14 protein-coding genes and 1 tRNA gene are annotated in these 18,843 nt (G+C 70.5%); 7 read left to right on the forward strand and 8 right to left on the reverse strand.

What is annotated here, in order from left to right; all coding sequences use genetic code 11:
- Positions 1-134 precede the first annotated feature (134 nt).
- The 4 genes from G4X40_RS19520 to G4X40_RS19535 all read right to left on the reverse strand — a co-directional run bounded on the left by G4X40_RS19520 (position 135) and on the right by G4X40_RS19535 (position 4,922).
- Positions 135-1,955 carry an ABC transporter ATP-binding protein/permease gene (locus G4X40_RS19520; protein WP_408642261.1) on the reverse strand — a complete coding sequence of 607 codons (1,821 nt, stop codon included), beginning with the start codon at positions 1,953-1,955 and terminating at the stop codon, positions 135-137.
- Positions 1,956-2,050: 95 nt separating this feature from the next.
- Complete coding sequence (locus tag G4X40_RS19525; protein ID WP_277834960.1) at positions 2,051-3,031, reverse strand: ribose-phosphate diphosphokinase; 981 nt, start codon at positions 3,029-3,031, stop codon at positions 2,051-2,053.
- Complete coding sequence (gene glmU / locus G4X40_RS19530) at positions 3,028-4,563, reverse strand: bifunctional UDP-N-acetylglucosamine diphosphorylase/glucosamine-1-phosphate N-acetyltransferase GlmU (protein ID WP_277834961.1); 1,536 nt, start codon at positions 4,561-4,563, stop codon at positions 3,028-3,030. The genes G4X40_RS19525 and glmU overlap by 4 nt, the downstream gene beginning before the upstream one ends.
- Before the next feature lie 287 nt (positions 4,564-4,850).
- A tRNA-Gln gene (locus G4X40_RS19535) sits at positions 4,851-4,922 on the reverse strand.
- A gap of 84 nt (positions 4,923-5,006) precedes the next feature.
- Here G4X40_RS19535 and G4X40_RS19540 point away from each other — a divergent pair.
- From G4X40_RS19540 to G4X40_RS19550, 3 genes are all read left to right on the forward strand, one after another.
- A complete protein-coding gene (locus tag G4X40_RS19540; protein ID WP_277834962.1) occupies positions 5,007-5,699 on the forward strand; it encodes a TetR/AcrR family transcriptional regulator in 693 nt (230 codons plus the stop codon).
- A 139-nt stretch (positions 5,700-5,838) separates the two neighbouring features.
- Positions 5,839-9,414 (forward strand): transcription-repair coupling factor, encoded by a 3,576-nt coding sequence (gene mfd / locus G4X40_RS19545; protein ID WP_408642262.1) that lies wholly within the window; start codon positions 5,839-5,841, stop codon positions 9,412-9,414.
- Complete coding sequence (locus G4X40_RS19550) at positions 9,411-10,313, forward strand: MazG family protein (RefSeq protein ID WP_277834963.1); 903 nt, start codon at positions 9,411-9,413, stop codon at positions 10,311-10,313. Before mfd ends, G4X40_RS19550 begins: the two co-directional genes overlap by 4 nt.
- Positions 10,314-10,323: 10 nt before the next feature.
- On the opposite strand, the gene G4X40_RS19555 is transcribed toward G4X40_RS19550, so the two are convergent.
- From G4X40_RS19555 to efeU, 4 genes are all read right to left on the reverse strand, one after another.
- Positions 10,324-10,740 carry a DoxX family membrane protein gene (locus G4X40_RS19555; protein ID WP_277834964.1) on the reverse strand — a complete coding sequence of 139 codons (417 nt, stop codon included), beginning with the start codon at positions 10,738-10,740 and terminating at the stop codon, positions 10,324-10,326.
- Positions 10,741-10,801: 61 nt separating this feature from the next.
- Positions 10,802-12,091 carry an iron uptake transporter deferrochelatase/peroxidase subunit gene (gene efeB, locus G4X40_RS19560; RefSeq protein ID WP_408642254.1) on the reverse strand — a complete coding sequence of 430 codons (1,290 nt, stop codon included), beginning with the start codon at positions 12,089-12,091 and terminating at the stop codon, positions 10,802-10,804.
- A 62-nt stretch (positions 12,092-12,153) separates the two neighbouring features.
- Positions 12,154-13,326 carry an iron uptake system protein EfeO gene (efeO, locus tag G4X40_RS19565; RefSeq protein ID WP_277834967.1) on the reverse strand — a complete coding sequence of 391 codons (1,173 nt, stop codon included), beginning with the start codon at positions 13,324-13,326 and terminating at the stop codon, positions 12,154-12,156.
- A gap of 93 nt (positions 13,327-13,419) precedes the next feature.
- Positions 13,420-15,084: an iron uptake transporter permease EfeU gene (gene efeU / locus G4X40_RS19570; RefSeq protein WP_277834969.1), complete on the reverse strand. Its 1,665-nt coding sequence runs from the start codon at positions 15,082-15,084 to the stop codon at positions 13,420-13,422.
- Positions 15,085-15,315: 231 nt separating this feature from the next.
- Here efeU and eno point away from each other — a divergent pair, with 231 nt between their 5' ends.
- The 4 genes from eno to G4X40_RS19590 are packed head-to-tail and all read left to right on the forward strand — an operon-like array spanning position 15,316 to position 18,777.
- Positions 15,316-16,611, forward strand: a complete 1,296-nt coding sequence (gene eno / locus G4X40_RS19575) for a phosphopyruvate hydratase (protein WP_277834970.1) — start codon at positions 15,316-15,318, stop codon at positions 16,609-16,611.
- Positions 16,611-17,318, forward strand: coding sequence for an FtsB family cell division protein (locus tag G4X40_RS19580; RefSeq protein WP_277834971.1), 708 nt, complete (start codon positions 16,611-16,613; stop codon positions 17,316-17,318). Before eno ends, G4X40_RS19580 begins: the two co-directional genes overlap by 1 nt.
- On the forward strand, positions 17,315-17,836 hold the full coding sequence (locus tag G4X40_RS19585; protein ID WP_277834972.1) for a DUF501 domain-containing protein: 522 nt from the start codon (positions 17,315-17,317) through the stop codon (positions 17,834-17,836). Before G4X40_RS19580 ends, G4X40_RS19585 begins: the two co-directional genes overlap by 4 nt.
- The gene (locus G4X40_RS19590) at positions 17,833-18,777 is read left to right on the forward strand and encodes a Ppx/GppA phosphatase family protein (protein ID WP_277834973.1); all 945 of its coding nucleotides are present in this window, start codon (positions 17,833-17,835) and stop codon (positions 18,775-18,777) included. The genes G4X40_RS19585 and G4X40_RS19590 overlap by 4 nt, the downstream gene beginning before the upstream one ends.
- Positions 18,778-18,843 lie beyond the last annotated feature (66 nt).

An 18,843-nucleotide genomic window follows, 5' to 3' on the forward strand; every position in this document is an offset into this window, starting at 1 on the left:
CCCAGAGTTCCCACTGTCGGCTCACTTCGAACTGTTGGAACAGTTGCAACATTGCGCACTGTTCCAACTCTGGGGAAGTGACGACACACTTGCCCGACCCCGCGGCACGCCGTCTGCTGTGCATGAGCGGGCGGTCAGCGCACCTGCGCGGTGACCTCCCAGCGTCCCTCGCCGAGCAGTTCGAGCTGCCGGTTGTGGAACGGTCCGAGCGTGCTGCGATGCCCGACGCTGACCAGCATCGTGTCCGGCAGCTCGGTGCGGACCGCCGTGTACAGCGAGTGCTCGAGGCCCTCGTCGACCGCGGAGGTGGCCTCGTCGAGAAACACCAGCTTCGGCCGGCGCAGCAGGATCCGCGCGAAGCCGAGCCGCTGCTGCTCGCCTGGGGAGAGCACCCGAGCCCAGTGTCGCTCCTCGTCGATGTGCTCCTCGAGATGGGCGAGTTGCACCTTGCGCAGCACCTCGCGGGCGCGGGTGTCCTCCTCCGGCGCCGGCTGGTCCGGGTAGGACAGCGCCATGCGCACCGTGCCCAGCGGGACGTACGGCTGCTGCGAGAGGAACATCGTGTGCTCGGTGTCCGGGTGCCGGACCACACCCGACGTGTACGGCCACAGGCCGGCCAGGCTGCGCAGCAGCGTCGTCTTGCCGCTGCCCGACGGGCCCTTGACCAGCAGCGAGTCGCCCCCGGTCAGGTCCACGTCCAGGTCGGCGATCAGCGGGCGGTCGTCGGGCAGGCGCACGTCCAGACCCGAGATGGTCAGGCCCTCGGCGTTCTGCACGGCCAGCTCGGGCAGCGCCCGCGACTGCTCGTCGGCGTCGAGCAGGCCGCTGAGCCGGTTCAGGGTGGCGCGGTAGGCGGCGAAGGTGTCGTAGATGTTGCGGAAGAACGAGAGCGAGTTGTGCACCTGGGTGAACGCCTGCGACGTCTGCGTGACGTCGCCGAGTTTGATGGTGCCCGCGAAGAACCGCGGCGCCTGGATCATCAGCGGGAACACGACAGCGATCTGGCTGACGGTCAGGTTGAATCCCTGGAACTTCGTCTCCCGGAACACGATCCGCCACTGGTTTTTGATGACCGCGCCGAATCGGCTGAGCAGCGTGCTGCGTTCGACGTCCTCACCGCGGTAGAACGCGACCTCCTCGGAGTTGTCGCGCAGCCGCACCAATGCGTAGCGGTAGGAAGCGCCGAGACCCTCGTTGAGGAAGTTCAGCCGGATCAGCGGACGGCCGATCTTGAACGCGAACGCCGACGCGATGATCACGTAGATGAAGGCCAGGAACACCATCATCCGCGGGATGTGCACGCCCAGGATCGTCATCGGCCCGGACAGGTTCCACAGCACGGTGGTGAACGAGACCAGCGTGATGATCGCGCTGGTCGCGCCCAGACCGTTGTTGTTGCTGCCGATGGCCAGCGTCTGCGAATCCGTGGTGAAGGTGGTGATGTCCTCCTGGATACGCTGGTCCGGGTTGTCGACGGGGGAGTCGACGAAGTGGCCGCGGTGGTAGGCGCGCCGATCCAGCCAGTCGCCGACCATCCGCGCGTTGAGCCAGATCCGCCAGTGGATGATGAACGTCTGCGCCAGCAGGTACGTCAGCAGCGTCTCGACCACGTAGATCGCCGCCAGCACCGCGAAGACCGCGATGTAGTACCAGAAGTGGCCGGAGTTCATCTCCTGCAGTGCGGTGTACATGCCGTTGGACGAGTACGTGATCAGCACCGCGATCCGTACGTCCAGCACGCACAGCAGCAGCATGCCGAGCACGGTCACCAGCCCGCGGCACTCGAGCCAGCTCCGTCCGGGGATGAAGTAACCGATGGTGATCTGGCGGAACTGCCTGCCCCACTTGGTGTATCGCGTCAGCAGCCAGGCGGCCAGGAAGAAGCACACCACCGTGATGCCGAAGGCCTTGGCGATCCACTCCAGGCTGGTCAGCCATTCGTCACGCCAGTCCAATGTCGTCGTCAAACGTCCTCCACGGCTTCACGTCCAGACTCGGTGTTGCTGGCGAAGTCTAAGACGTGAAGCTGTGAGCGCGGACGCTAACGCCCCTACGCGCTGCCGTTGAACAGCGAGGTCACCGAGCCGTTCTCGAAGACCTCCCGGATGGTGCGCGCCAGCAGCGGCGCAATCGAGAGCACCGTCAGGTTGGCGAACTGCTTCTCCTCGGTGATCGGCAGCGTGTTGGTCGCGATGACCTCCTTGGCGCCGCAGTTCGCGAGCCGCTCGGCGGCCGGGTCGGAGAACACGCCGTGGGTGGTGGCGATGATGACGTCGCCGGCGCCGGCGTCCTTGAGCACCTTCACCGCGCCGGCGATGGTGCCGCCGGTGTCGATCATGTCGTCGATCAGCACGCAGGTGCGGCCCTCGACGTCGCCGACCACGCGATTCGACTTGACCTGGTTCGGGACCAGCGGGTCGCGCGTCTTGTGGACGAACGCGAGCGGGGCGCCGTCGAGCGCGTCGGCCCACTTCTCCGCGACCTTGACGCGGCCGGCGTCGGGGGAGACCACGCAGATGTTGTCGGTGCCGTAGTGCTCACGCACGTAGTCGGCGAGCTGCCCCTGCGCGTGCATGTGGTCGACCGGGCCGTCGAAGAAGCCCTGGATCTGGTCGGTGTGCAGGTCGACCGTGATGATCCGGTCGGCGCCGGCGGTCTTGAGCAGATCGGCGACCAGCCGGGCCGAGATCGGCTCACGGCCGCGGTGCTTCTTGTCCTGGCGCGCATACGGATAGAACGGCAGGATCGCGGTGATCCGCTTGGCCGAGCCGCGCTTGAGTGCGTCGATCATGATGAGCTGTTCCATCAGCCACTGGTTCAGCGGCGCGGGGAAGCTCTGCAGCACGAACGCGTCACAGCCGCGCACCGACTCCTCGAACCGCACGAAGATCTCGCCGTTGGCGAACTCGCGGGCGGTCTGCGGGGTCAGGCCGATCCCCAGTTCCTTCGACACCTGCTCGGCCAGCTCCGGATGGGCGCGACCGGCGAAGAGCATCAGGTTCTTGTGGTTGTCCGCTGACAGTGCGCTCACTGGTCTTCGCCGTCCTTGCTGGATTGATCGGTGTTGCGTGCGTTGTTCGATGATGCGTCTTGTGGGGAGTTCGTCGCAGCCTCCGCCGCCGCGGCGGCCTTGGCGGATCCGGTGTCGGGCCGGCGGCGCTGCACCCAGCCCTCGACGTTGATCTGGCGCGAGTCGTTGATCGCCAGCGCGCCGGCAGGCACGTCTTCGCGCAACACGGTGCCGGCGCCGGTGTAGGCGCCGTCGCCGACCGTGAGCGGGGCGACGAACATCGTGTCGGAGCCGGTCCGCACGTGCGAGCCGACCACCGTGTGGTGCTTGTGCACGCCGTCGTAGTTGACGAACACGCTCGACGCGCCGATGTTGCTGTGGTCGCCGATCGTCGCGTCGCCGACGTAGGTGAGGTGCGGGACCTTCGAGCCGACGCCGATGGTGGCTTTCTTGGTCTCCACGAACGTGCCGATCTTGCCCTCGGCGCCGAGGATCGTGCCTGGGCGCAGGTAGGAGAACGGCCCGACGGTCGCGCCCGGGCCGATCTCGGCGCCGGACCCGTGGGTGCGGACCACCGTGGCCTCGGCACCGACCTGCACGTCGGTCAGAGTGGTGTCGGGACCGATCTCGGCGCCCTCGCCGATCACGGTGGCCCCGTGCAGCTGTACCCCGGGACGCAGCACGACGTCGCGCTCGAGGGTGACGTCGACGTCGACGAACGTGCTCGTCGGGTCCAGCACGGTGACCCCGGCCCGCATCCATCGCTCCAGGATGCGTCGATTCAGCTCGAGGGAGAGCGTGGCCAGTTGCACCCGGTCATTGACTCCGGCGACCAGCGTCGCGTCCTCGATGTGCAGGGCGCGGACGGACTTGCCGGCGCGGCGGGCGATCGCGATCACGTCGGTCAGGTAGAGCTCGCCCTGCGCGTTGTCCGAGGACAGTTCCGCCAGCGCGCCGCGCAGCACGACCGCATCGAACGCATACACGCCGGAGTTGACCTCGGTGATCGCGCGTTGCGAGTCGGTGGCATCGGCCTGCTCGACGATCGCGGTGACCTCACCGTCGTGCGTGCGCAGGATGCGCCCGTAGCCGGTCGGGTCGGCGGCCGTGCAGGTCAGCACCGTGACCGCCGCGCTCGGCTCGGCGGCGTGGACCGCGAGCAGTTCGGTGAGGGTCTCGTCGTCGAGGAGCGGCACGTCGGCGGCCGTGACCAGCACGGTGCCGGCGAAGTCCGCGGGCAGGGCGGCGAGCGCGCAGCCGACCGCGTGGCCGGTGCCGTTCTGCTGCTCCTGCAGCGCCGTGCCCAGGTCGCGGCCGAGCGAGGCGGCGAGGTCGGCGACCGCCGCGCCGACCTGGTCGGCCTGATGCCCGATGACGGTGACCAGATGGTCGGGATTCAGTGCGGCCCCCGCGCGCAGCGAATGCGCGAGCATGGTGCGACCGGCGAGCCGGTGCAGGACCTTCGGGGTGGCCGAGCGCATTCGGGTACCGGCACCTGCGGCGAGGACGACGACTGCGGTCGCGCCGTTCACCGGCGAGGTCTGCACTGGCATGGAGCTCCCTTGTGATCAGCGTGGGGAGAGTCGGGGTCGGGCATACCCGCGACGGGCACCGATCCTACAGGGCGGGACCGCCGTGCCCGGAATCCGCTCCGGTGCGCTCCGTCGAGGTCCGTGATCGACGACGGCGCGTCGACTTCGCACGGCGCGGGTGCACCTCGCATGGGTCCGGGGGCATGCGAAGTGCGCGCGGGATGTGTGAGGTGCGGCGGTGGGGGTGGCGCGGCGGCGGAGTGGCGAGGGGGAGCACGCCGGCTGCGCGCGGTGCGCGGGATCGGGCGCTCCGCCGCCAGGACTCGAACCTGAACTATCTGAACCAAAATCAGAGGTGCTGCCGATTACACCACGGCGGATTGCGCGCACTGATCTTTACATGCGCCGCGGTCGTCGGTCGAGTCGATAGGGTTGGGGACATCGGACCTGCGGGAGGAGCGGCGATGGCCAGAGGTGAGCGGGGCGCGGACACGCACGAGCCGGATCGCGCTCCGCGGGCCCGGATGACCGGCACGCAGCGTCGTGAGCAACTGATCCGGATCGGAAGGTCGCTGTTCGCCGAGCGCGGCTACGAGGGCACGTCGATCGAGGAGATCGCGCAGCGGGCCAACGTCTCCAAACCGGTGGTGTACGAGCACTTCGGCGGCAAGGAGGGGCTCTACGCGGTCGTCGTCGACCGGGAGATGGCCGACGTGCTGCGCCGGGTCACCTCCTCGCTGTCGAATCACCGCTCCCGGGTGCGGGTCGAACGGGTCGCGCTCGCGCTGCTCACCTACGTCGAGGAGTGCACCGACGGGTTCCGGATCCTGGTGCGCGACTCGCCGGTGTCGGCGACGTCGGGAACCTATTCGAGCCTGCTCAACGACGCGATCGGTCAGGTCGAGCACCTGCTCGCCGCCGACTTCGCCAAGCGTGGTTTCGACCCCGACCTCGCCGCCATGTACGCGCAGGCGCTGGTCGGGATGGTGTCGGTGACAGCGCAGTGGTGGCTCGACGTGCGCACGCCGCCCAAGGAGGTGGTGGCCGCGCACCTGGTGAACCTGTGCTGGAACGGCCTGATGCACCTGGAGGCCAAACCGGCGCTGGACCCGCGCAGCATCGCCCCGGAGGGGGAACCGGTGCCCGGCCAGCCGTGACCGGGCGGGCTTAGAATTGCCTGGGCGTCGAGCACGCGGGCGCAACCAGTCGAATTGAGGAGCATTCTCGTTGTCTGCCGCACGGCCGGACGCTTCGGCGCATCCCGCCACACCGCTGTCCGGAATCGCACGAATCGGTCTGGCGGACAAATCCATTCGAGACGTTGCCGACCGTGTCGGTGCGGCCGGGTTGACCGTCGTCGGACCGAACTCGGTGCGCTCACTACTGGCCGTCGCGATCGGCGAGCAGGCCCCGCTGCTGCTGGTCGCCGCGACCGGACGTGAGGCCGACGACCTGACTGCCGAGTTGCGCGAGATGCTCGGCGATGCGGTCGCCCAGTTCCCGTCGTGGGAGACGCTGCCGCATGAGCGGCTCTCGCCCGGACCGGACACCGTCGGACGGCGCATCGAGGTGCTGCGCCGGCTGGCCCGACCCGATGACGAGGTCTACGGGCCGCCTCTGCGGGTGGTGGTGTGCACGGTCCGGTCGCTGGTGCAGCCGATGGCGCCGGGGCTCGGTGAGATCGAGCCGGTGCAGTTGCGTGTCGGCGAGGACCACGCGTTCGACGAGCTGATCGAGCGGCTTGTCGAGCTGGCCTACACGCGGGTGGACATGGTCGGCAAGCGCGGTGAGTTCGCGGTCCGCGGCGGCATTCTGGACATCTTCTCGCCGACCGCCGATCACCCGGTGCGCGTCGAGTTCTGGGGCGACGAGGTCACCGAGATGCGCGCGTTCTCGGTCGCGGACCAGCGCTCGATCCCCGAGGTCGAGGTGCCGGTGTTCGTCGCCCCGCCGTGCCGGGAACTGCTGCTGACCGCCGCCGTCCGCGAGCGGGCCGCGCAGCTCGCCGTCGAGCATGCGGCCGACGCCGCGCTCGTCGAGATGCTCGACAAGCTCTCCGCGGGCATCCCGATCGAGGGCATGGAGGCGCTGCTGCCGGCGCTCCAGCCCGGCGAGCTGACGCTGCTGACCGACGCCATGCCCGACGGCGCGCACGTGCTGCTGTGCGACCCCGAGAAGATCCGCACCCGCGCGACCGACCTGGTGCGCACCGGGCAGGAGTTCCTGGAGGCGTCGTGGACCGCGGCGTCGATCGGCGGGGCCGCGCCGCTGGATCCGCAGAAGATGAACCTCGGCGCCAGCGCCTACCGTTCGCTGCGGCAGGTCCGCGAGGCCGCACAGGCGCAGGGCCGTCCCTGGTGGACGATCAGCCCGCTGGCCGCCGGGGCCGAGGACGAGATCGAGCTGGACGTGCAGGCCGCGCCGACCGCGCGTGGTTCGGACGAGCTGGTCGCGACCGTGTTCGCCACGCTGCGTGCGCACGTCGGCACCGGTGGGCGGGCGGCGATCGTCGTCGGCGGTGCGGGCACCGCGCACCGCTTCCTGGAGCGGCTGCGCGAGGCCGACGTGCCGGCCGCCGAGCTGAGCCCGGGCACCGAGCCGGTGCGCGGTCAGGTCGGCGTGCTGCGCGGATCGCTGGTCAGCGGCGTGGTGCTGCCCGACGCGGGGCTGGTGCTCATCGCCGAGGCGGACCTGACCGGCAACCGGGTGGCCGCGGTCGGCGACGGGCGCCGGCTGCCGGCGAAGCGGCGCAACCAGGTCGACCCGCTGGCGCTGTCCGCGGGCGACATGGTCGTGCACGACCAGCACGGCATCGGCCGGTTCGTCGAGATGGTCGAGCGCACCATCGGCGGCGCGCGCCGCGAATACCTGGTCATCGAGTACGCCCCCAGCAAGCGCGGCCAGCCCGGCGACCGGCTGTTCGTGCCGATGGAGTCGCTCGATCAGCTCTCCCGGTACGTCGGCGGCGAACTGCCGACGATCAGCAAGCTCGGCGGATCGGACTGGTCGAACACCAAACGCAAGGCGCGCAAGGCCGTTCGCGAGATCGCCGGCGAGCTGGTGCAGCTGTACGCGGCGCGGCAGGCGGCGCCCGGCCACGCGTTCGCGCCCGACACCCCGTGGCAGCGGGAGATGGAGGACGCGTTCCCCTTCACCGAGACGCACGACCAGCTGACGGTGATCGCCGAGGTGAAGGGCGACATGGAGAAGCCCGTCCCGATGGACCGCGTGGTCATCGGCGACGTCGGCTACGGCAAGACCGAGATCGCGGTGCGCGCGGCGTTCAAGGCCGTCCAGGACGGCAAGCAGGTCGCGGTGCTGGTGCCGACAACCCTGCTGGCGCAACAGCATCTGCAGACGTTCACCGACCGGATGGCGGCGTTCCCGGTCACCGTCAAGGGCCTGTCGAGGTTCACCGACCCCGCGGATTCGCGGGCGATCACCGAGGGCATGGCCGACGGCGAGGTCGACATCGTCGTCGGCACCCACCGGCTGCTGCAGACCGGGGTGCGCTGGAAGGACCTGGGCCTGGTCATCGTCGACGAGGAGCAGCGCTTCGGCGTCGAGCACAAGGAGCACATCAAGGCGCTGCGCACCCACGTCGACGTGCTGACGATGTCGGCCACCCCGATCCCGCGCACCCTCGAGATGTCGATGGCCGGCATCCGGGAGATGTCGACGATCCTCACCCCACCGGAGGAGCGGCACCCGGTGCTCACCTATGTCGGCGGCTACGACGACAAGCAGGTCGCCGCCGCGCTGCGCCGCGAGTTGCTGCGCGACGGGCAGGTGTTCTACGTGCACAACCGGGTCAGCTCGATTGATAAAGCTGCGTCAAGGCTTCGACTTTTGGTACCGGAGGCCCGGGTGGTGACCGCGCACGGGCAGATGAACGAGGAGACGCTCGAGTCGACCGTGCAGGGGTTCTGGAACCGTGAGTTCGACATCCTGGTGTGCACCACCATCGTCGAGACCGGCCTGGACATCTCCAACGCGAACACGCTGATCGTCGAGCGCGCCGACGCCCTGGGCCTGTCGCAGCTGCACCAGTTGCGCGGCCGGGTCGGGCGCAGCCGTGAGCGCGGTTACGCGTATTTCCTGTATCCGCCGGAGAAGCCGCTCACCGAGACCGCGTACGACCGGCTCGCGACCATCTCGCAGAACTCCGACCTGGGTGCCGGCATGGCGGTGGCGATGAAGGACCTGGAGATCCGCGGCGCCGGAAATGTGTTGGGCGCGGAGCAGTCCGGTCATGTCGCCGGGGTCGGCTTCGACCTGTACGTGCGGCTGGTCGGGGAGGCCGTCGAGGCGTACCGCGCGGTCGCCGACGGTCGGACGGTCACCACCGAGGAAGAGGTCAAGGAGGTGCACATCGACCTGCCGGTCGACGCGCACATCCCGCCCGACTACATCGGCGGCGACCGCCTGCGGCTGGAGGCGTATCGCAAGCTCGCTGCCGCGCAAGACGAGTCGGCGATCCGGTCGGTCGTCGACGAGCTCGTCGACCGTTACGGTCCGGTGCCCGAGGAGGTCGCGCGGCTGGTTGCGGTCGCGCGCCTGCGGCTGATCTGCCGCGAGTACGGGCTGACCGAGGTGGCCGTCAGCGGCACCCAGCTCAAGCTGTCGCCGATGTCGCTGCCCGACTCGAAACAGATGCGGCTCAAGCGGATCTACCCGAGCGCCCAGTACCGGGCGACCACCGGGATGGTGCAGCTCCCGCTGCCGCGCACCGGCAGCGGCGGGGTCGGGGCGTCGCGGATGCGCGACGTCGAACTGCTGCAGTACGTCGTCGACCTGTTGTTCGCGCTCGACGGCAAGCCTGTCGGGTTCGTGTCGGTCGGGCTCGACACCGAAGGTGCCGCGGCGCAGTGACGGTCGTCCTGCTCGACCCGCGCCGTCCGACGTTGATCCCGGCCGAGGCGCTCGCCGCGCTGCACGGCCCCGTGGAGTTCACCGACGAGGTGCCCGCTCCCGTGCGTGAGTTGCGGGGTCCCGACCAGGCAACTCACGCACAAGCGGTGCTGGTGACCACCGACCGGAACCGCCCCGACGTACGGGCGCGGATCGCGGCCGGCGAGACGGTCTTCGCCGCCGAGCCGGTGCCCGGCGAGCATCTGCTGGACGCGGTCGCGGTGATGGACCGGTTGCGCGGGGGCAGCTGGGAGTCGCGGCAGACGCACGAGTCGCTGCGCCGCTACCTGCTCGAGGAGACCTACGAGCTGCTCGACGCCGTGCACTCCGGCGACCGCGCCGAGCTGCGCGAGGAACTCGGCGACCTGCTGCTGCAGGTGCTCTTCCACGCGCGCATCGCCGCGGACGCCGCCGCCGACCCGTTCGACATCGACGACGTCGCGGACACACTGGTGGCCAAGCTGAACAACCGCGCGCCGCGGATCACCGCCGAGGACGGCACCCCCATCGACGCCGAGACCCGCAACCGGATGTGGGAGGAGCGCAAGGCCGCCGAGAAGCGGCGCGCGTCGTGCCTGGACGGCATCGCGATGGCGCAGCCGGCACTGGCGTTGGCGCAGAAGGTGCTCGGACGGGCGATGGCCGCGGGCGTGCCCTCGGAGCTGGTGCCGGCAGAGCTGATCGAGGTGCGCATCGCCGCGGCGCCGCCCGAGGATGACCAGCTCAGCGCCGAGGACCAGCTGCGCAAAGCGGTGCTGGAGTTCGCCGATCGGGTGCGCCGGGCCGAGCGGTCGGCGGCCGCGTCGCGGCGGCAGACGACCGGGATGAACGCCGCCATCTGGCGGGCGCACTGGCCCTGACGGGCCGCGCTCAGGAACGGCTCGGTGCGCGGAGCAGGAAGCCCAGCCCGATTCCGAGCATCCAGGTGTCCTTGGCGATCGGCAGACCGTCCTGGCTGGGCCAGATGCTGTTCGGTTCGCGCAGCGCCGGAGTGCGCGCGTACATGCCGACCAGCCCGCCGGAGAACGCGGTCAGCGCGGCGCCGGCCAAGCGGGTCGGCACCACGGGAATCAGCAGGGCCGCACCGGTGCCCATCTCGGCGACCGAGAGCAGCTTGACGAACTGCTCCGGGGGAAGGGCCTTGAGGAATGGATACGCACCGGAGGCCATGCCGTGCAGTCCGGCGGCGGTGTCGGCGTCGGCGGACCATTTCCGCAGGCCCGAATGGAGGATGAAACCGCCGGTCGCGATGCGCGCGGGCAGGTCGGCGAGGCGGGGAAGTCGCATGCTGACTCCTGGGGTCGGTGGGTATCCGTCCCGTCCAGGGTGGCACCGGCGACCGTCCGCGTCAGGCGAACAGCGCCTTGCCCCAATAGTCGCCGACCTTCTGCACGCCCGGCGGGCACGCGAACAGCGCGCTCGACTCGTGCTTGATGTACTCGTTGAGGTTGTCGCGGTGCCCGAGCTGCGTCTGCAACCGCACGAACTGCGTGTGCGGGTCGCGTTGGAACGCGATGAAGAACAGCCCGGCGTCGAGCTGGCCGGTCCGCGGGTCGATGCCGTTGGTGTAGTTGTACGACCGCCGCAGGATCTGCACGCCGCCGTTGTTGTCGGGGTGGGCCAGCCGCACGTGCGCGTTCAGGTCGATGAGCGGCTTGCCGTCGTCGCCCTTCGCGCCGAAGTCGAGCGCGTCGAACTCGCCCTGCGCACCGATCGGTGCGCCGGATTCCTTCATTCGTCCGAACACCCGCTCCTGGTCGCCGAGGTTGTCCGAGTCCCAGGTCTCGATGGTCATCCGGATCTTCCGCGAGACCAGATAGCTGCCGCCGCGCATCCACGGCTGGTCGGCTTCGTCGTCGACCCACACCCAGCGTTCGGCGTCGGCGTCGGCCTTGATGTTGTTGGTTCCGTCCTTGAACCCGAACAGGTTCCGCGGGGTCTGCTGGTCCGACGAGGTGCTCGACGCCCGGCCGAACCCCTCCTGCATCCAGCGCAGGGCGACCGCGCCGCGGCCGATGCGGGCGAAGTTGCGCACCACATGGAACGCCACCTGTGGGTCCTGGGAGCAGGCCTGCACGCAGAGGTCGCCGCCGCTGATCGACGGGTCGAGCAGCGTGTCGCCCGGCAGCGCGGGTAGCGGCGCGAGCGCGGCGGGCCGCTTGCCGGCCAGCCCGAAGCGGTCGTCGAACAGCGAGGGGCCGAAGCCGACCGTGATGGTCAGGTCCTGGGCGCCCAGCCCGACCGCTTCACCGGTGTCGACAGGCGGATTGGCCGGGGCAGTCTCGGTCGGCCCGACGGGCTTGCCCTGCGTCATCAGCGACGCCGCCGCCGACCACAGTGCGAGCGTGACCTTCAGCTTCTCGACGTCGGTGGTCTTGACGTCGAAGGAACCGAAGACCAGCCGCTGCTGGGCGGGGGTGGTGATCCCCGCCTGCCGGGCCCCGTGGAACGGGACCTGCCCGTCGCCCGACCCCCCGCCGCGGGTGGCCTCGGCGATCCCGAAGCCTGCGGCGCCGCCGACGACCACGCCGGCGCCGGCCAGTCCCGCGCCGCCGAGGAACCGTCGCCGGCTCACCGTGGTGCGTGTCGTCGACGATGTTCCTGACGGCGCCGGTGCGCCGGACTCGTTCGAGGTCACGGTGGCCTCCTTCGGTTTCGGGGTGGGTCGGGTCTCGGTCGGGCTTCGCCGGGCGGGGTCGGTCAGCCCGCTGCGGCGATCTTGCCGCCGGCCTCGGACAGCGGGTCCTTCACCGCGGCGATCGCCTCGGACAGCGCGCGCAGGTCCTGCGGACTCACCGAGGAGAACAACGCGAACCCGCCCAGGGCGTTCGGGTCGCGGTACTTGTCGAGCATCTGGTCGACGGCGGTGAACCGGGTGCCGATGGTCTGGGCCAGCGCCGGGTCGATCTTCTCCAGGGCGGGCTTGACGGCGGCGAACGCCTGCTCGGAGCCCTCCACGTTTGCCTGTAGGTCGACGATGTCGATGTGCGAGTACCGCTCCTCCTCGCCGGTGATCTTCGTGGTCGAGACCTCGTCGAGCAGGCCGCCGGCGCCGTTGACGATCTCGTCGGGCTTGTAGGTCTGGTTCTGCACCAGATCCCGCAGCTTGCCGACGTTCGCCAGCAGGCCGTCGGCCACGGGCGCGAGACCGCTGACCGACTTGGCCTCGAACAGGCCCTTCTCGATGACGTGGAAGCCGGTCCACTGATCGGCCGGCACATCGCCCTCACGTGCGTCGATGTCCTGATCGAGGCTGTCGGATCCGATGGTGAAGCTCTCCGCGACCGGTTCGATGCGCTCGTAGTAGACGCGGCTCTTCGCGTACCCGGCCTGCGCCGCCGCGAGGTCCCCGGCCTTGATGGCGTCGACCATCGGCTTGACGTTGTCGACGAGCAGGCCGGCCTGCGTCTTGACGTACGTCGCATAGTCGGCGGCGCCCTGCTGGAGCAGGGTGGCGGTGTCGCCGGTCGCGGCGGCGGTCTTGCCGGTGACGGTGATCTTGGTGTGCTCCTGGGTGGCGCCGGGGCAGTAGAGGTCGTACTCGCCGCCGTCGAGCTTGAGCGAGAACTTGCCGGAGAACCCGGGTGCCAGGTTCTCCTTCTCGGCGATGATCCGCCCGTTCGAGAGCAGCTCGACCTCGGTGACCGCGGCGGCGTCGGTGTTCGTCGCGTTGAAGGTCACCGCGCCCGCCGTCAGCGTCGACGGGTCCGCCTTGCAGCCGGCGTCGGTGATCGTGACGTTCACGGTGCCCTTGGCCGGTGCGGCGGCGTCGGCGGAAGGCGAGGTGCCGGAACCGCAGGCGGCGGTCAACGCGGCGAGCGCGGCCGCGCCGAGGGTGACGGCGAGCATGCGCGCCTGCGGTCTCGGGTTCATCGGGGTGTCTCCTTGTGCGGGTGAAGCCGGTTGTACGCGGGGGAAGCCGGGGCGCGCGCCCAGAGGCGGGGTGCGGGCGAAGTAAGGCGAACCTTACTTCACCGGATGGGGTGCGCGATCGTCGGCGTCGGTCGAGGCGGGGGCGTCGGCTGTCGACTCCGCGGCCACGTCGCGGCGTCGGCGCCACAACAGCAGCCCGCCGGTCGCGCCCGCGAGGACCGCGAGCGCGCCGAGCGTCCACGGCAGCACGACACCGAGGGTGCGGTGCCGGTCGGCGGCCCGGTCGACGTCGGTGGCGTGCCGGGTCAGTGCGGCGACGGTTTCGTCGGTCAGCCGCCAACTGCTCTCGGCGACCGCTCCCAGGCTGACCGTGCGCCCGTCGGGGGAGGCGACGGCGACGGTCGTGCTGGACTGCTGCGCGTCGGTGAGGTCGCCGGCCGCGGTGGTGGTCACCGACAGCGTCGCCGAGTCGATGTAGCGCACCGGGATCGTCTCGGAGGGGCCGGTCACGACGACGCCCAGGGGCAGCCGGCCGCCATTGGCCTGGGCCAGTTGCTCGGCGGTCAGCGAGGCCGGCCGCAGTGCGGGGGACGGCAGGTCGATCGGGGAGACCGGGCCGTCGAAGCGGCGGGCGCCGGGCGAACCGGTGCCGTCGGAGTCCGCGCGGTTGAGCCGCGCCGCCGTCGGTGCGGTCGCGCCGGGCCAGGTGACCTCGACGGTCGCGGAGGTGCCGGTGACCGTGCGGATGCGCACCGTCGCCGCGCCGGACCGGGCGGAGTGGTCCTGGGCTGCGGGCAGCACGGGGGACGCCGCGCCGGCCCGGACCGCCTGCAGCGCGGGCGGGGCCGGGTACGAGGACGCCGAGGGGGCGGTGACGGCCAGCACGACGGCCGCGACCGCCAGGCCCACGCCCGCGCCGAGCGCGGTGCGGGCGACCGCCGCCCGACTCGGCGTCGGCCAGTTCTGCGGCCACAGCACGATCGCGAGCACCGGGATCAGATAGAGCAGCCAGCCCACGAGCTCGATGACCACCGGCTTCGGCTGGATGCCGAGCACGCCGGTCAGCAGCGACGAGCGCACCGACCCCGGCGCGACCACGCCGCTGAGGTCCAGCGCCTGCTGCTGTCCGATGTTGAGCCAGCCGGCCTCGTGGGCGGTGTGCAGTGCGGTGACGACCAGGCCCGCGGCGACCAGCGCCAGCACCACGCCGGTGGCGCGGAAGAAACGGGACAGGTTCAGCCGCACGCCGCCGCGGTAGATGCCGTAGCCCAGGGCGACCGAGACCAGGACGCCGAGCAGCGCGCCGATCGCGGCGGTGCCGGAACTGTTGCTGGCATTGAAGGCGGCGATGAGGAACACCGCGGTCTCGAGTCCCTCGCGCAGTACCGCCAGGAACGCCATCACCGCCAGCGCCATCGCGGACCCCTGGGCGAGCGCGCCGCCGGCGGCCTGCTCCAACTGCCCCTTCAGATCGCGTGAATGCTGTTTCATCCACACGACCATGTAGGTGACCATGACGACCGCGACCGCGCCGATGACGGTTTCGAGGCCCTCCTGCTGGCGCTGCGGCAGCTCCCGCGACACGACCTCGAGGGCGATGCCGATGGACAGGCAGATCAGCACGGCCGCGACGACGCCGGTCCACACCCAGCGCAGCGCCGACATGCGGCCCTGACGTTTGAGGAAGGCGGCGATGATGCCGACGATCAGTGCCGCCTCGAGGCCCTCGCGCAACCCGATGACGAAGGTGGCGAACATCGGGCGACTCCTCGTGGTGCGCGGGCCGCGAACGGACCTCGCCACGGCGATCAGACGGTAGCAGGCGAGCCTAACCAACCGATGGTGAGGCTAACCACGCCGCCGTGCAGGCCGAGCCCGCCGACAGGCGCGCCTGCGCGGAGCCCGCGGCGGCTGCGGTTAGGCTCTTTCCCCGAGACATCACGCTCACCGCGCCAACTCAGGCGTCAGCGACATCGAGGAGTACTACCCGTGGCCGTCATCGAACAGGTCGGAGCCCGCGAAATTCTCGACTCCCGTGGCAACCCCACGGTCGAGGTCGAGATCTTGCTCGACGACGGCACCTATGGCCGTGCCGACGTCCCCTCCGGCGCCTCCACCGGCGAGCACGAGGCGGTCGAGTTGCGTGACGGCGGCGGCCGCTACAACGGCAAGGGTGTCACCAAGGCCGTCGAGGCCGTCATCGGTGAGATCGCGCCCGCCGTCATCGGCATGGAGGCAGACGAGCAGCGCCTCGTCGACCAGGTTCTGCTGGACCTCGACGGCACCCCGGACAAGTCCCGCCTCGGCGCCAACGCGCTGCTGGGCGTCTCGCTCGCGGTCGCCAAGGCCGCGGCCGACTCGTCGGGCCTGCTGCTGTTCCGCTACCTGGGCGGACCGAACGCGCACATCCTGCCCGTGCCGATGATGAACATCCTCAACGGCGGCGCGCACGCCGACACCGGTGTCGACGTGCAGGAGTTCATGGTCGCGCCGATCGGCGCGCCGACCTTCCGTGAGTCGCTGCGCTGGGGCGCCGAGGTCTACCACTCGCTCAAATCGGTGCTCAAGCAGAAGGGCCTGTCGACCGGCCTCGGTGACGAGGGCGGCTTCGCCCCCGACGTCGCCGGCACCAAGCAGGCGCTGGACGTGATCAGCGAGGCGATCACCAAGACCGGACTCAAGCTGGGTTCCGACGTGGCGCTCGCGCTGGACGTCGCGGCCACCGAGTTCTACACCGAGGGCAAGGGTTACGCGTTCGAGGGCTCCACCCGCACCGCGGGCGAGCTGGCCGCCTTCTACGGCGAGCTGCTCGACGCCTACCCGCTGGTGTCCATCGAGGACCCGCTCAGCGAAGACGACTGGGAGGGCTGGGTCGAGCTGACCGCGAAGATCGGCGAGCGCGTGCAGCTCGTCGGCGACGACCTGTTCGTCACCAATCCGGAGCGCCTGCTCGAGGGCATCGGCAAGGGCGCCGCGAACGCGTTGCTGGTCAAGGTCAACCAGATCGGCACCCTGTCCGAGACCATCGACGCGGTCGACCTCGCGCACCGGTCCGGCTACCGCACGATGATGAGCCACCGTTCCGGCGAGACCGAGGACACCACGATCGCCGACCTGGCCGTCGCGCTGGGCTGCGGCCAGATCAAGACCGGTGCCCCCGCCCGCAGCGAGCGCGTCGCGAAGTACAACCAGCTGCTGCGCATCGAGGAGCACCTCGGCGACGCCGCCCGCTATGCCGGTGAGGTCGCCTTCCCGCGGTTCATCGCCGGGGGTGCCGCCAGCTGATGACCGAGCGAGGTGGGCGACGCCCCGGTGGCAGCCCCGGCGGACGCGGATCCCGGCGCGCGGAACAGCGTGCCCGGGAGCAGAACCCGCGGGCCGACCGGCAACGCCGCGCCACCGGGTCCGGGTCGCCCACCTCGCGGTCGTCTGCCTCGCGGCGCAACCAGTCCGCCCCGAACGGCCCGGGGCCGACCGGGGCGTCCGGTGGGCGCGGCAGCCGCGAGCGGGTCGTCGAACGGCGACCCCGTCGGCTCGGCAAGCTCGGCGACGGGCCCGGCGGACTCTCGCCGCGCCGCGTGGTCATCCTGGTGCTGGTGGTGTGCGCGCTGGCGTTGACGCTGTCGATGCCGTTGCGCACCTACTTCTCTCAGCGCAGTCAGGTTGCCGCGGCGGCCGTCGAGCACACCAAGCTGCAGGGCGAGATCGACTCGCTGCAGGCGCAGAACAAGCAGATCGACGATCCCAACTATGTGCGGATCCAGGCGCGCGAGCGACTCGGCTTCGTCGAGAAGGGCGTGACACCGTACGTGGTGGAACTGCCCGGAGACCAGCAGCCGCCGGTGACCGCGCCGCAGAAGACCAAGAAGCCGGGAGACCCGTGGTACACGCCGCTGTGGAACTCGATCTCCCAGCCGCTGCCGACGCCGACCCCGGCGCCGGCCCCACTACCGCCGGTAGTCCCGGCGCCGGCGACAGGACCGAACGGGTGAGTGACGAGGTATCGCAGGCCGATCTGGATCAGGTCGCGACGCAACTCGGACGGGAGCCGCGCGGCGTACTGGCCATCGCCTACCGCACGCCCGACGGCAGGCCCGCAGTGGTCAAGACCGCGCCGAAGCTGCCCGACGGCACGCCCTTCCCCACGCTGTACTACCTGACCGATCCGCGACTGACCGCGGAGGCGAGCCGCCAGGAGTCCGCCGGGGTGATGCGCGAGATGTCGCAGCGCCTCACCGAGGACACCGAGCTGGCCGCTGCCTACCGCGCCGCGCACGAGAGCTATCTGGCCGAGCGCAATGCGATCGAGTCGCTGGGCACCGACTTCACCGGCGGTGGGATGCCCGACCGCGTCAAGTGCCTGCACGTGCTGATGGCGCATTCGCTGGCCAAGGGGCCCGGCGTGAACCCGCTCGGCGACGAGTCGGTGGCGCTGGCGGCGCGACAGGGCCTGCGCGGCAGCGCGATTCCGTCGGATTGGCCGGAGATCGTCGACGAGGAGCAGGCATGAGCCGGGTCGCGGCGATCGACTGCGGTACCAACTCGATTCGACTGTTGGTGGCGGACGCCGATGAGGCGGGTCGGCTGACCGACGTGGACCGGCAGATGCGGATCGTCCGGCTCGGTCAGGGCGTCGACGCGAACGGGGCGTTCGCACCCGAGGCCATTGAACGGACCCGGGTGGCGTTGGCCGGGTATGCGCAGATCATCGGCGAGACGGGGGCGAGCCGGGTTCGGATGGTCGCGACGTCGGCAACCCGCGACGCGGCCAACCGTGAGGACTTCTTCGCGATGACCCGCGAGGTGCTCGGTGCGGTGGTCCCGGGTGCCGAGGCCGAGGTCATCACCGGCGACGAAGAGGCCCGCCTGTCGTTCAACGGTGCTGTGGGCGAACTGGATCCATCGGAGGGGCCGTTTGTCGTCGTCGACCTCGGCGGCGGATCCACCGAGGTGGTACTCGGTGACGGCGGGGGAGTGCACGCCGCCTGTTCGACCGACGTCGGCTGCGTGCGGATCACCGAACGTTGCCTGCACGACGACCCCCCGAGCCCCGCGCAGGTGGCCGAGGCGGAGGGGTTCGCGGCGCAGCGGCTCGACGAGGCGTTCGCGCAGGTACCGGTCGAGCAGGCGCGCACCTGGGTGGGTGTGGCCGGGACGATGACCACCATCTCGGCGGTCGCGCAGGGCCTGGACTCCTACGATCCCGACCGGGTGCACCTGTCGCGGCTGCCGCTCGCCGAGCTGGATCGTGTGACGCGGCAACTGATCTCGATGACCCACGCCGAGCGGGCCACGCTGGGGCCGATGCACCCCGGCCGGGTCGACGTCATCGGTGGGGGCGCGGTCGTGACGCGGGTACTCGCGCGGGAACTGTCCCGGCGCGCGGGCATCGGCGAGCTCGTTGTGAGCGAGCACGACATTCTGGACGGGATCGCCCTGTCCACGCTGTGATTCTGTCGCGCAGACGCTGTGATTCTGTCGCGCAGACGGGGTGATCTCGTCGCGCAACTGAGAAGA

It is taken from the genome of Speluncibacter jeojiensis (genome assembly GCF_029589495.1).
Taxonomy (GTDB): domain Bacteria; phylum Actinomycetota; class Actinomycetes; order Mycobacteriales; family Mycobacteriaceae; genus Speluncibacter; species Speluncibacter jeojiensis.